This is a genomic window from Pontibacter locisalis, from assembly GCF_042684605.1.
Classification (GTDB): domain Bacteria; phylum Bacteroidota; class Bacteroidia; order Cytophagales; family Hymenobacteraceae; genus Pontibacter; species Pontibacter locisalis.
In genome coordinates this window covers 128,651-141,908 of the sequence record NZ_JBHULU010000012.1, presented here as the reverse complement: position 1 = coordinate 141,908, position 13,258 = coordinate 128,651, and the positions used below count along the sequence as shown (strand labels likewise).

At 43.5% G+C, this 13,258-nt stretch carries 14 protein-coding genes; 7 read left to right on the top strand and 7 right to left on the bottom strand.

All coding sequences use genetic code 11. From position 1 onward, the window contains the following. Positions 1 to 148: 148 nt before the first annotated feature. The 3 genes from ACFSRY_RS08685 to gltX all read right to left on the bottom strand — a co-directional run bounded on the left by ACFSRY_RS08685 (position 149) and on the right by gltX (position 3,057). Positions 149 to 916, bottom strand: a complete 768-nt coding sequence (locus tag ACFSRY_RS08685) for a TIGR00266 family protein (protein WP_377505498.1) — start codon at positions 914 to 916, stop codon at positions 149 to 151. Positions 917 to 1,020: 104 nt separating this feature from the next. Continuing rightward, positions 1,021 to 1,380 carry a hypothetical protein gene (locus ACFSRY_RS08680; protein WP_377505495.1) on the bottom strand — a complete coding sequence of 120 codons (360 nt, stop codon included), beginning with the start codon at positions 1,378 to 1,380 and terminating at the stop codon, positions 1,021 to 1,023. 135 nt (positions 1,381 to 1,515) lie between these two features. Then, on the bottom strand, positions 1,516 to 3,057 hold the full coding sequence (gene gltX / locus ACFSRY_RS08675) for a glutamate--tRNA ligase (protein ID WP_377505492.1): 1,542 nt from the start codon (positions 3,055 to 3,057) through the stop codon (positions 1,516 to 1,518). Positions 3,058 to 3,244: 187 nt separating this feature from the next. Between gltX and ACFSRY_RS08670 the strand changes: the two genes are divergently transcribed. Further along, complete coding sequence (locus tag ACFSRY_RS08670) at positions 3,245 to 4,264, top strand: YihY/virulence factor BrkB family protein (protein WP_377505489.1); 1,020 nt, start codon at positions 3,245 to 3,247, stop codon at positions 4,262 to 4,264. Between the two features lie 98 nt (positions 4,265 to 4,362). Here ACFSRY_RS08670 and ACFSRY_RS08665 read toward each other — a convergent pair whose 3' ends face one another. Beyond that, positions 4,363 to 4,743 (bottom strand): RidA family protein, encoded by a 381-nt coding sequence (locus tag ACFSRY_RS08665; RefSeq protein ID WP_377505486.1) that lies wholly within the window; start codon positions 4,741 to 4,743, stop codon positions 4,363 to 4,365. Between the two features lie 46 nt (positions 4,744 to 4,789). Here ACFSRY_RS08665 and ACFSRY_RS08660 point away from each other — a divergent pair, with 46 nt between their 5' ends. Beyond that, positions 4,790 to 5,467, top strand: coding sequence for a 3-hydroxyacyl-CoA dehydrogenase family protein (locus ACFSRY_RS08660; protein WP_377505483.1), 678 nt, complete (start codon positions 4,790 to 4,792; stop codon positions 5,465 to 5,467). Between the two features lie 79 nt (positions 5,468 to 5,546). Here the strand turns inward: ACFSRY_RS08660 and glmS are convergent, their stop codons facing one another. The 3 genes from glmS to ACFSRY_RS08645 form a co-directional block, all read right to left on the bottom strand. After that, a complete protein-coding gene (glmS, locus tag ACFSRY_RS08655; protein ID WP_377505480.1) occupies positions 5,547 to 7,382 on the bottom strand; it encodes a glutamine--fructose-6-phosphate transaminase (isomerizing) in 1,836 nt (611 codons plus the stop codon). A gap of 68 nt (positions 7,383 to 7,450) precedes the next feature. Then, entirely contained in the window at positions 7,451 to 8,830 is a 1,380-nt protein-coding gene (locus ACFSRY_RS08650; RefSeq protein ID WP_377505477.1) for a DUF4270 family protein, read from the bottom strand. Further along, entirely contained in the window at positions 8,814 to 9,626 is an 813-nt protein-coding gene (locus ACFSRY_RS08645) for a glycogen/starch synthase (RefSeq protein WP_377505474.1), read from the bottom strand. Before ACFSRY_RS08645 ends, ACFSRY_RS08650 begins: the two co-directional genes overlap by 17 nt. 135 nt (positions 9,627 to 9,761) lie before the next feature. On the opposite strand from ACFSRY_RS08645, the gene panC reads away from it, so the two are divergent. The 5 genes from panC to ACFSRY_RS08620 form a co-directional block, all read left to right on the top strand. After that, the gene (gene panC / locus ACFSRY_RS08640; RefSeq protein ID WP_377505471.1) at positions 9,762 to 10,616 is read left to right on the top strand and encodes a pantoate--beta-alanine ligase; all 855 of its coding nucleotides are present in this window, start codon (positions 9,762 to 9,764) and stop codon (positions 10,614 to 10,616) included. Positions 10,617 to 10,707: 91 nt separating this feature from the next. Then, positions 10,708 to 11,055: an aspartate 1-decarboxylase gene (panD, locus tag ACFSRY_RS08635; RefSeq protein ID WP_187068220.1), complete on the top strand. Its 348-nt coding sequence runs from the start codon at positions 10,708 to 10,710 to the stop codon at positions 11,053 to 11,055. A 9-nt stretch (positions 11,056 to 11,064) separates the two neighbouring features. Further along, positions 11,065 to 12,111, top strand: a complete 1,047-nt coding sequence (locus ACFSRY_RS08630; RefSeq protein ID WP_377505467.1) for a lysylphosphatidylglycerol synthase transmembrane domain-containing protein — start codon at positions 11,065 to 11,067, stop codon at positions 12,109 to 12,111. Beyond that, positions 12,095 to 12,589, top strand: coding sequence for a D-glycero-beta-D-manno-heptose 1-phosphate adenylyltransferase (gene rfaE2 / locus ACFSRY_RS08625; RefSeq protein ID WP_377505464.1), 495 nt, complete (start codon positions 12,095 to 12,097; stop codon positions 12,587 to 12,589). The genes ACFSRY_RS08630 and rfaE2 overlap by 17 nt, the downstream gene beginning before the upstream one ends. An 18-nt stretch (positions 12,590 to 12,607) precedes the next feature. After that, positions 12,608 to 13,258 (top strand): zinc metallopeptidase (locus ACFSRY_RS08620; RefSeq protein WP_377505461.1); only part of this gene is annotated, 651 nt, incomplete at its 3' end.

The following is a 13,258-nucleotide window of genomic DNA, read 5'->3' as shown; positions in this document are numbered from 1 at the left end:
TAAGAACCATAAATAAAGTTAAGTTGATAATAGTTAAAACTTTGCTTATAGCATTCCATTTGTTTCTGATTCCTAAGGTCATAATCTTTTAGGGTTGTCTGAAGATATAAAGATTACTTGTTAATATGAACGGATACGGAGCGGTGGTCTACTCCATAAAGCTGCTGAACATTCCACCCTCTTTTTTAGCATTCTCACCACGAGGCATAAGCGCTTCAATAAGCTTCTTAACAGGCATAGACTGCAGCCACACCCGCCCTGTACCACGTAAGGTTGCTAAAAATATTCCTTCACCTCCAAAGATCATGGATTTTAAGCCACCTGCACGTTGGACACTAAAATCTATTCCCTCCTCAAAAGCAACAACACAACCTGTGTCTACCCGGAGAACTTCATTATTTAATTGCTTTTCTACAACTGTGCCGCCGGCATGTATGAAAGCTCTGCCATCACCCTGCATGCGCTGAAGGATAAAGCCCTCACCGCCGAAGAAACCAGAGCCTAACCGCTGGTTAAAATGAATACTTAGCTTTGTACCCAGTGCAGCAGCCAGGAAGGCATCTTTCTGTGTAATAAGCGAGTTATTGCGGGTAGTGCTAAGGTCTATGGGAAGTATAGAACCAGGATATGGTGCCGAAAATGCCACACGGCTTTTGCCATGCCCCCGGTGTGTAAAGTGCGTCATAAACAGAGACTCACCAGTAATTAAACGGCTACCTGCTGACACTAGCTTGCCAAAAAAGCCCTGACTCGGATTAGAGCCATCGCCCATCTTAGCTTCAAAGTCTATTCCTTCTTCCATGTATACCATGGCACCGGCTTCGGCTATTACTGTTTCATTTGGGTCTAATTCAATCTCCAGTACCTGGATGTCGTTCCCGAAAATCTTGTAGTCTACCTCGTGGGAGTTTCTCATAGTTGGATGGTTTAATAAGTAATAATAGCAAGATAAAAGATAATATCAGAAATATTAATTTTTAAGCATATACTTTAAGAGGTTCAATACCTAAAACGTAATAGCTAATCTTCTTCATCCTCATCTTCTTCCTCTTTCTTGCGACGGCGTGCTTTGGGCAGGTCTTCTTCCTCCTCCTCAGAAGTACCTTTGGTGTTGCGTACAAAGTCTTCGTCTGTCTCTTCTACTTCTTCGCCCTCTTCAATGTGGTATTCCTCTTCTTCTCGTTTTGCTTTTTCTGCTGCATCTCGCTTCATTAGCTTTTTATCGTCCACATTCTTGTTCAGGAACTCATTAATCTTGTCGATGCTGTAGTTTGAAATTATCTCTCCGTGCTCATTTACCTTAATTTCAAAGCCTTCCAGATCTTTATGTACACGTGATTTCTTCTTACTGCTTTTGCTTTCTTTTTTATTCTTAGCCATGATTTTTGCGTTTATACTTTCTGATGTATAAGCACTTGCGGCTAAATTGTTGCAGATTGGCTGCAAAGAGCACAAATAAAAAAGGCTAACCTGAATGGTTAGCCTTCCTGTTCTTTATACTTCTTAAAGCTATGTTTATGCCGCAGCGTACTGGTTTAGCTTCTCAATAGCAGTCTCTATGCGAGTAGCAGTTTCTTCACGTCCAATCACTTCAATGATCTGCATTAGGTCCGGACCTGCTTCTGCACCCGTCACAGCAAGACGCAGTGCCTGCATTACCTGGCCGATCTTCATACCATGGCGCTCCAGTATAGAAACTAAAAGGTCTTTTACGGTATCAGCGTTGAAGTTGTCCAGCGAAGATAATTCATTTTTAAAGTCTTCGAAAACGGCAACAGACTGGCTGTTCCACTTTTTAGAGGCTACTTTCTCACTATATTCTGTAGGGGCCACGAAGAAATACTCCGCCTCTTTCCAGAAGTCCTGCGGAAAGCTTACACGCTCCTTCATCAGGCCTGCAATTTTCTCTGCTTTCTCCGGAGTTGTCGTAATGCCGTGCTCCTCTAAAGCCTTCATCAGGTAACCAGCCAGCTCGCTATCTGGCTTCGCGCGCAGGTACTGCTCGTTAAACCAACGTGCCTTCTGAATGTCGAAACGAGTCCCAGACTTACCGATACGCTCTACCGAGAACTCCTGAATAAGCTCATCCATAGAGAAGAGCTCTTGCTGGGTACCAGGATTCCATCCCAAAAATGCCAGGAAGTTAGTGAAGGCCTCTGGCAGATAGCCGCTCTCACGGTAACCTGAGGAAACCTCGCCTGTGTTCGGATCTGTCCAGCGAAGCGGGAATACCGGGAAGCCTAGTTTGTCGCCATCACGCTTACTCAGCTTGCCATTTCCATCTGGCTTTAACAATAAAGGCAGGTGCGCAAACTCAGGCATGGTATCTTCCCAGCCTAAATATCGGTACAACAACACGTGCAGCGGTGCAGATGGCAACCATTCCTCTCCGCGGATAACGTGCGTGATCTTCATCAGGTGGTCATCCACAATATTTGCCAGGTGGTACGTTGGCATACCATCTGACTTCATTAACACCTTATCATCAATGGCAGAAGAATGTACCATTACCCATCCACGAATCATGTCTTTCAGGCGTACTTCCTCCTTGCGGGGTACCTTTAAACGAATCACGTAAGGATCTCCAGACTCCAGGCGCTTCTTCACTTCATCCTCAGGTAAGGTAAGTGAGTTTTTCATCGTCATGCGCGTGATGGAGTTATACTGTGGCGTAGCGACTTTGGCAGCCTTCAAACGCTCACGCATTTCCTCCAATTCCTCAGCAGTATCGAAAGCATAGTAGGCATGGCCACTCTCAATAAGCTGAAGGGCGTACTGCATATACATTGGTTTGCGCTCTGACTGGCGGTAAGGTGCGTAAGGGCCACCTTTCCACGGGCTTTCATCCAGTTCAATACCGCACCACTCCAGCGACTCACGGATATAATCTTCTGCACCCGGCACAAAACGGTTCTGATCTGTGTCCTCGATGCGTAAAATCATTTTACCGCCTGTTTTACGGGCAAGTAAAAAATTGTAAAGGGCGGTACGCACACCACCAATATGGAGAGGCCCTGTCGGGCTTGGGGCAAAGCGTACTCTAACTTCTCTTTCCATTTATTTTGTCTGATTCAGATCTTTCAATTTGGCACAAAGGTACAAAATTAACTGTCGATTCGGTAACAGTATTAGCAACAGCCTGTTTAGGTTTAAAGGGATTGTGTTTTTTGAAGCACAGCTCACATATTATAAACATAATCAGATATTTGCGTATCTGCTTATAAAGACACAAAAGCCGCTCACAATGGTACGGAACCGATTATGGAACGCTTGGGGCCTGTTAAAGGAAACTTACTTAGAATTTATAGATAATAACTCTTTCCAAAAAGGAGCCGCTTTGGCTTACTATACTATTTTTTCACTCCCCCCGATGCTGATTATCATTATCAGCGCAGCAGGTTACTTTTTTGGAGAGCAAGCTGTATCCGGGGAAATATACTTTCACATAAAAGAGCTGATTGGTTCGGAGGGAGCCTACTCTGTTCAGAAAATGGTAGAGAACGTGAATGAGTTTGGCTCTTTTAATATAGCTGCCATATTAGGCGTTGCTGCCTTATTTCTGGCAGCAACTGGTGTTTTTATCTCTTTACAAAGTTCCTTAAATGAAATATGGTATGTGAAGCCTGTGCCTAAGCGAGGTTACCTGAAACTGGTGCTGGATAGAGTTCTGTCCTTTGGAATGATCTTAGCTATTGCCATTGTCCTGCTTCTCTCCTTGTTGGCGAACACAATATTGGTTGCCATTGGTGATTTTCTTACCGCCCGGTTCTCCGGTTGGGTAATTTATGTGCTGCATGTAGGTAATTTTCTTTCTGCTTTCCTTTTGATGTCTTTCCTGTTTGCCTGCATTTATAAATTTTTGCCGGATGCCAAAATCAAGTGGCGGGATGTGGGGGTAGGGGCTTTCGTAACTTCTTTGCTGTTTGTCCTGTTTCGAGGCCTCATCGGGTTTTATTTAGGTAAGAATGATGTGGGATCAGTATATGGAGCGGCTGGCTCAATAGTGGTGATACTTACCTGGGTGTTTTTTACCTCTCAAATCATTTTCTTTGGTGCCGTTTTTACGTTTGTTTACTCCCGTAAGTATGGCTTTAACATTTACCCAGCTGAGTATGCGGTGCGGGTAATCCGGCAGGAAGTCGAAGTAGGCAACTCTGCCGTAAATGCCGAGCCCGGCAAACATGAGAAAGAAGTATACGGTGATTTGGAAGAAGAGCCAGAGATAACTAATGAAGGAGAAAAGGAGGAGGGAGCTAATATCTGATGATGCTTTTTAGATGTTCTGAAATAACAAGAAGGTATCAGCAGGCACAAGAGATTTTTAATCTTATTTCTGCTGACTTCTTCTTGTTAAGGCTGTGCTTATTTAATTGCAATACAAGAAATCTCCACGTTCACATCTTTAGGTAAACGACTAACTTCTACAGTTTCGCGGGCTGGTGGATTGCTTGTAAAGTAGCTACCATAGGTTTCATTGATCCTGCCAAAGTTGTTTAAGTCCTTCACGAAGATTGTACACTTTAAAACATTGCTGAAGTTCATTCCAGCCTCTTCGAGTATGGCTTTCAGGTTCTGCATTACTTTGTGTGTTTCGCTTTCGATGCTGTCGTTCACAAGGTTACCGGTTTCTGCATCTAATGCTATTTGGCCGGATACATAGAGGGTGCCGTTTGCCAAGGTAGCCTGGCTATATGGACCAATAGGAGCAGGTGCTTTTGTAGCGTTGATGATTGTATGTGCCATAGTAGATTCTTTAAAATGTGTATATTTACTTCAAAAGTACAGAAATATGCATATAGTTGTTTTGTCCGGACCAGAAATGGCCACCGAATTCAAGCATAAGTTTCCTGAAGGAAAAGAAGGTATAACTTATACTTTTTTACAGACTCATAGTCTTCTGGATGAGCAACTAAAGCCTTCTGATGTCGTTTTTGATTTTTTGTTGCATGAGCAGCCGGAGAGGCTAAGCTTATATGCCCCAAATCAGGTTGTGTTTTGTAATGCCGCTACCGTACAGTTAGCTGATCTAGTTAGTAGGAATAATCTTGAAGAGTCCGTAACCCTTATTGGCTTTAATGGATTGCCTACCCTTTTTAACCGTCCCGTTCTGGAGGTAAGCTTATTTAACCAAAGCGATAAAGATAAATTAGAAGAAGTATGTAAAGCCCTAGGCACTGATTTTTTATTAGTAGATGACAGAGTAGGTTTGGTTACACCTCGTATGATTTGCATGATCATCAATGAGGCGTATTATACGCTACAGGAGAAAACAGCAGAAGTAGAAGATATTGATCTTGGAATGAAGCTTGGTACCAACTATCCAAAAGGGCCTTTTGAATGGGCACGGCAGATTGGCATCGCCAATGTTTATCAGGTATTAAATGCTGTTTATGAAGATACTAAGGATGAAAGGTATAAGATATGCCCGCTGCTGAAGACAAAGTTTTTAAGAGGAGAAACTGCTTAATCCAAATGCAGTAGGGGGCATTACAATAAAAAAGGGAGATGATATAGCTCCCTTTTTTATTGTAATAGTTTTTGAATTACTATTCTACTGTTACAGATTTAGCCAAATTACGTGGCTGATCAACATTACAGCCTCGCATGACAGCAATGTGGTAAGAGAGGAGCTGTAATGGGATTACAGACAGAAGCGGCATCAGGTGCTCACTGGTCTCTGGTATTTCGATCACATGATCTGCCATGGAAGGTATAGTAGTATCACCTTCTGTTACAATAGCGATAACTTTACCCTTACGAGCTTTTACCTCCTGTACATTCGATACAATCTTTTCATAGGAGCTATCCTTCGTGGCAATTACTACCACTGGCATTTGCTCATCTATCAAAGCAATAGGACCGTGCTTCATTTCTGCAGCAGGATAGCCTTCTGCATGTATGTAAGAAATTTCCTTTAGTTTTAGCGCACCTTCCAGGGCAACCGGGAAGTTATATCCACGGCCCAGGTACAGGAAGTTAGTGGCATCCTTAAACTTTTTTGAAATTTCAACGATTTGATCGTTCAGTTTTAGCGCTTCCTCTACTTTGGCAGGGATACTTTCTAATTCAGCAATCAGCTGGCGTACCCTAGTTGTTTCTAAAGTGCCGCGCTTGCTGCCGATTATCATAGCAATAATGGTAAGCACCGTTACCTGTGCTGTGAATGCTTTTGTACTGGCCACCCCAATTTCCGGACCAGCATGGGTATAAGCACCTGCGTCTGTTGCACGGGCAATAGAAGAGCCTACCACATTACAAATACCAAAAATAGTAGCGCCTTTAGACTTAGCAAGCTCTATCGCAGCAAGTGTATCAGCAGTTTCACCAGACTGGGAAATAGCGATTACGATGTCTTTCTCTGTGATGATAGGGTTTCTATAACGGAACTCCGAAGCATACTCAACTTCAACAGGTATGCGTGCAAGGTCCTCAATCAGGTATTCTGCCACCAAGCCTGCATGCCAGGATGTGCCACAAGCTACAATGATGATACGATCAGCATTTACAAACTTGTTCTCATACTCGCGTACTCCGCCCATCATCAAATGGCCGCTTTCTGCTATCATGCGTCCACGCATGCTGTCTAAGATAGAACGAGGTTGCTCGTAGATCTCCTTTAGCATGAAGTGCTCGTAACCTCCTTTTTCTATCGACTCCAGAGCCATCTCCAGGCGGTGAACATAAGGTGTCTGCTTTACATCTTCCTTCGTTCTTATCTCAAGTTCACCGTTGTTGATAACAGCCAACTCATAGTCATTCAGGTAAATTACATCGTTGGTGTATTCAACAATAGGAGTTGCGTCAGAAGCTAAGAAATACTCTCCTTTGCCTACTCCTACTACTAATGGGCTTCCTTTACGAGCAGCTATAAGCTGGTTGGGGCTATCCTGTGACAACACCACAATAGCGTAAGCACCTACTACTTCATGCATTGCCAGACGAACCGCCTCTGGCATGGTGCAATTATTATTTATCCGGATATCCTCAATCAGATTGATAAAAACCTCGGAGTCTGTATCTGAGTCAAAAGTATGACCTTTCTCTATTAGGAGCTTTTTTAAAGATGCATAGTTTTCTATGATGCCATTGTGAATGATGGCGATGTTCTTTGAGCTGGAATAGTGTGGGTGCGCATTAACATCATTTGGCTCTCCATGTGTTGCCCAACGGGTATGGCCCATTCCAATTGTACTATGTGTATCTTTGTCTGCAATAAAAGCTTCAAGCTCAGCTACTTTGCCTTTTTTCTTATACACGCTTAGTCCACCGTTCATCAGAGCTAATCCGGCGCTGTCATAGCCACGGTACTCCAACCGTTTCAGACCTTTTATAATAATCGGGCTAGCTTCTCTATGCCCCACATATGCTACAATTCCACACATATTTTTTCTTCTTATAAAAAACAATAGGTACCCGCAAAGGTACCTATTTTCTCAAAATTTTCTGATTTCTAATTAAGTTTTGAATAGTAAACTACTAGCTTAACCTTATTGCTCGGCGTGTTGCTTATTATAGTTCTATAAGGTCTTATTTCCGGAGTAATTTGGAAGGAGCCACTTTGAGAAGCAGCTACATTAGCCGGTGCTAACAATAAACCATCATTAGGTTTCTTATCCAGAAGCATCGCCTGGAAGTAAGAGGTTATGTCAATGGTATATCTGTCTCTCTTGGCATCGTAAATAAGTGGTGAAGGAAAAGCTGTGCTTTCCAACGCGCCAACTCTATTTTGTTGTACTGCCAGAGGGTTACCACTTCTGTTTTTTAGAATCCGGTTTGTGTTGTTTGTCTGATAGAGCACCAACTGCGGTGGAGCTGGTAAGAAAGAGGTTGAGGCCGGCTTAACAGGAACGATCAATTCTGCTCTATTAATAACAATGTTCTTGTTCTCTTCCTTAAACTTCTCCAGGTGAGGGAATATCAACTTTGTAAGCAGCTGGGTATTGTTCTGTATGTAGCTTTCTCCACCTGTCTGGCTGGCAGGTAAAAACTCAGTATTCTGGTCTAACTCTGCCACAGCTGTGCCCGCACGATTTCCCTCAAACTTTGTGAAATAGCTGATTGCCCCTGAATGAGCAAACCTAAATATGTGCTTTTTCTTCTCCGCACCATTTTTATAGTGCAGCACTAGTTTCGTACTGTCAGCTGCCAGGTTTAGTGCTAGAACGCTTGCGGGATCTCCTGCAGGTGCAATCGCTAAACCTTTCAGAAAACTTTCAAAAGTCTCCTGCGTCACCAGATTTCCAGTGCCAGCCTGAGCCACCAGTTCGTTCACGAAGTCTTGGTTAAAGCGAATCTTCACAAGTCTCTCGGCTGTTGTTGAGTCAGCAAATGACTTCTTCTTCTCCAAGATTTTAGGCACAAGCGTGGCTGAACCAAGCGGTGTAGCTTGTTTTTCTAGTGAAGAGTTTGTGAAATAAGACGACTTTTCGTCAAAGCCTTCTGTTAAACGGTACACGTTAAGTGTCAGAGGCTTTGTTTTGTCTCCAAATATCTGGCTGTAGTCCAAGGTAAGGACTAATGAATCTGCAACCGGGTTTTCACCAAATTTTACGTCCATTCCTCCTAAGCTCACTTCTGTAAAAGTAGTCGCCTTCAGGGTACCTAATACTGGGTCTGCCAATATACCTGCCTGTGCCGGGGGCACTTTAAAAGACAGGGTAGAGTCAGTTAAAAGTACAGTACCAGTATTGATGGAAATGGTGTCTGTAAAATTTGTGCCTATTTGATTTTCATCCTGCAGATCAATACCGATATCTGTAGGGTCTTCACAAGATGCAAGGGTGGCGATGGAAAAGAAGAATAATAAAAATCTTCTAACGGCTAAGTTCATTATACAGGTTATAGTAAGAGTCTAACAGGGTGTCATCGGCGCTAACAGTGCTTATGCTTTTGGTTTGCATAAATTCATTGAAAAGCGCGTCAATATTCTCACTGAAATTTTCATTTGTTTTGATTACAGAATCAGCATATTCCATACCAATCTTCAGGAAGCTGTCAAGGTCTGCTGATTTTAGATTCTCCAGCATACTGTCATCAATATCCAGCATCTTCACCTTTTCAAGAAGGTCACCATTGAATTTGTGCTTGTAGTTATGGTTGTACACCGTAAACATAGACTTTGAATCCTTGAAAATAGGATCTTTTTTGTAAGTCGTCTTTAAATACATTGGTATCAAACCAGTCATCCAGTCGTTGCAGTGTACAATATCAGGTGCCCATCCAAGTTTTTTCACTGTTTCAAGTACGCCCTTGCAGAAAAAGATAGCGCGCTCATCATTATCCTGGTGGAATTTATTATTCTTGTCAACGAAAACGGACTTTCTGTGGAAATAGTCTTCATTGTCGATAAAATATACCTGTAATTTTGCATTAGGAATAGAAGCAACCTTTATTACCAGGGGTTTTTCATCTTCGCCTACAGCGATGTTGATTCCAGACAGGCGAACCACCTCATGCAAACGATTCTTGCGCTCATTAATTAGGCCGAACCGCGGAACAAAAATTCTGATCTCCATTCCCCGCTCCTGCATTCCCTGTGGTAGTGTTTGTAAAAACTCAGCTACTTTAGTGGTCTGTAAGAAAGGATTAATCTCGGTGGCAGCGTAAAGGATTCGCAATTTAGACATGATATGTAGTTAAAAATTAATAAGCAACAGTAATGGGACGTGCAAAATTAGCATTTTTTATTCTAATTTTCAATTTTATGCGTTATAACTTACATTTGCCGGCCTTTAGCAGGTAGTATTTAAGCATACCATCAAATGGAAGTAATAAAGCAGGTTAGCACCATCCGTGAAAAGGTGCAGGCACTACGATGTGGTGGCAAGCGCATTGGCTTTGTGCCCACAATGGGTGCTTTGCATGAGGGGCACCTGCAATTATTACGTGCCTCTGCCCAGGAGAACGACGTAACGATCTGCAGTATTTTTGTTAACCCCACTCAATTCAACAATCCGGATGATTACAAACTCTATCCCCGCACTTTAGAACAGGATGTCGAGTTGCTGAAAACTGTAAACTGCGACTATCTCTTTGCTCCAGGTGCCGAGGAGGTATATCCACAACAGCCGCTGCTTCAATTTAGTTTCGGACCATTGGAGGCTGTGATGGAGGGAGAACACAGGCCTGGCCATTTTAATGGAGTCGCAACTGTGGTGAGTAAGCTTTTTCATTTTGTGCAGCCGCACAAAGCCTACTTTGGGCAGAAAGACTTACAGCAGGTAACAATTGTCAGGCAACTGGTGCAGGCATTGAGTTTCGATCTGGAGTTGGTTTGCTATCCTACCATTCGCGAAGAGGATGGACTGGCTATGTCATCTAGAAACAAACGCTTGAATGTTGAGCAGCGGCAAATCGCGGCAAATCTGTACAACGCTTTGCAAATGGCCAGGGGGCAGTTGGGGCAAAAAGCTGTAGCGGCTATCAAAGAAGACATTCGGAATTACTTAAATCAACAGGACCAGGTAGAACTCGAGTACTTTGAGGTTGCCGATGTAAACACCCTGCAGCCTGTTCAGGATTTATCAGAGGTGCAGGAAGTGGCGCTTTGCATCGCTGCCTTTGTAGGACCTGTTCGCCTGATCGACAATTTACTGGTGAATTTAAAAGAAGAGTAACTTGTTGGCCAAAGTATAGGACAGGCAGTGGGTCATTGGTAGTTAATCTGCTGGCAATTGTCTAACTTTGCGCTTTATTACAAGACAAACCATGTATATTGAGGTTTTAAAATCCAAAATCCACCGTTGCAAGGTAACACAGGCTGAGCTACACTATGTAGGCAGCATCACGATTGACGAAGATCTGATGGACGCCGCCAATGTTGTGGAGAATGAAAAAGTTCAGATCGTTAACATCAACAACGGTGAACGATTCGAAACATACGTAATTAAGGGAGAGCGTGGCACCGGTACCGTTTGCCTGAATGGCCCTGCAGCCCGCAAGGTACAGGTAGGTGATATCGTAATCGTTATTTCTTATTGTAGCATTAAGTTTGAAGATGCTAAAAACCACACACCTACACTAGTGTTCCCGGACCAGCATAACCGCCTGGTGTAGTACTGCTGTATGAAAAAATTGCTCTCGGTTCTGAAATATGTGCTGCTGTTAGGCATATCCGTTTTTTTGATGTGGTACGCACTCAAAGAACTGGATTTTCAGAGAATGTGGGCAGAACTCAGAAACGCCAATTACTTCTGGGTTGGAGTTTCTCTCGTAATGGGAGTAGTGGCTTATATAAGCCGGGCTTTCAGGTGGCATATGCAAATTAAGCCAACTGGTTATGATCCCTCCATTTTAAATACTTACCGTGCCATGATGGTTGGCTATCTGGCTAACCTGGTGCTTCCGCGCATGGGAGAGGTGGTACGGTGCAGCATGCTTAAACGAACCGATGGTGTGCCTGTAAATACCGGGTTCGGCACCGTGATTGCAGAGCGCTTTATTGATATGCTGATGCTTCTGCTGGCAATAGGTGTTGCTTTTCTGGTTGAGTTTGAACGGATACAAGGCTTTTTCCTGGATCTTTTATCAGATAAGTTTACTAACCTGGAGCAGGTGCTGGCTTCTCTTTATTGGGTGCTGTGGGTTTTTCTTGGAGCTACCGTTGTTATTATTTTTGTTATACTCCGATACCTTAGCCGATTACGCAAGAGCTCCTACTTTAGCAAAGCTGTTGAATTTTTCAAAGGGATGCTTAAAGGAGTATTCAGCATAACCAAGCTAGAAAACCAGGCAGTGTTCTGGGGGCATACGTTGTTTGTCTGGCTAATGTACTACTGCATGAGTGTCGTGGTTTTCTTTGCATTGCCGGCAACAAGTGATCTTGGTTGGGGCGCAGGTTTATCTATTCTTGTAATAGGAACACTGGGCATGGCAGCACCAGTACAGGGTGGTGTAGGAGTTTATCATTTGCTGGTGCAGGCTACACTGCTTTTATATGGAGTGCCTAAAGAAGAGGGTATGGCCTATGCCTTGCTGGTGCATACTTCTCAAACACTGCTGGTCGTTTTAATGGGAGTAGTTAGTTTTGTTGCAAGTATGGTGCACCGCCGAAGAACTGTTAATCAACGGGCCGCAGAGGTAAACACGTCAACTCATGAACTCAAGCGATAAAATACTTGCCTTACCGCAGCTGCAGGAGCAGCTTAACGAGTGGAGGGCACAAGGGCAAAAAATAGTCTTCACGAACGGCTGTTTCGACCTGCTACACCTGGGCCATGTGGACTACCTGGAGAAAGCAAGACAACTTGGCGATAAATTGGTGCTTGGTCTTAATACAGATGCTTCTATCAGCCGTATAAAGGGACCGAGCCGCCCGTTGCAGGACGAAATGTCACGCGCCAGAGTTATGGCATCTCTTTTGTATATAGATGCTGTAGTGCTCTTCAATGAAAATACGCCGCTGGAGCTAATTAAAATGGTGCAGCCGGATATTCTTGTAAAAGGAGACGATTACAGCGTAGAACAGATTGTCGGGCACGAAATAGTAATGGCCAAAGGCGGTGAGGTTAAAACCGTACCGCTTGTTAAAGGTTATTCTACTACAAACATTGTTAGGAAAATAGAATCAACTCAGAAAAACCCTGAATAAAGCTTAGTAAAAAAAGCCATGATAGGAATATATATAATAGGTATAGCCTTTATGCTAATAAGCATGGGTGTTAGTGCCCGCTTAAAAAGCAAGTTTAAAGAGTACTCTCAAACACCGCTTAGCTCAGGCCTTAGCGGGCGTGAAGTGGCAGAAATGATGCTGCATGACAATGGGATTACGGATGTAAAAGTAATGTCGGTAGCAGGCCGTTTAACAGACCACTATAATCCTTCGGATAAAACAGTAAACCTTAGTGAGTATGTGTACGAGGCACGTAGTGCCGCCGCCGCTGCCGTTGCTGCCCACGAATGCGGTCATGCTGTGCAGCATGCTAAAGCGTATGCGTTTTTGAAGTTTCGTTCCGCTATGGTGCCGGCTCTAAGCATTGCTTCCAGGTATATGCAGTGGATCATTCTGATTGGTATCCTGATGATTCAGGCGACGCCAGTGCCATTGGCCATCGGTGTTGCTTTATTCGGGCTTACCACGCTATTTAGCTTTGTCACGCTTCCGGTAGAATTTGATGCCAGTAAGCGTGCCTTGGCCTGGATAGATCAGCGTGGAATTGTTACAAAGCAGGAGCACGGAATGGCAAAAGATGCTTTAAAATGGGCAGCTTTAACTTATGTGGTTGCTGCTTTAGGCTCTTTGGCTACACTGCTGTATTAT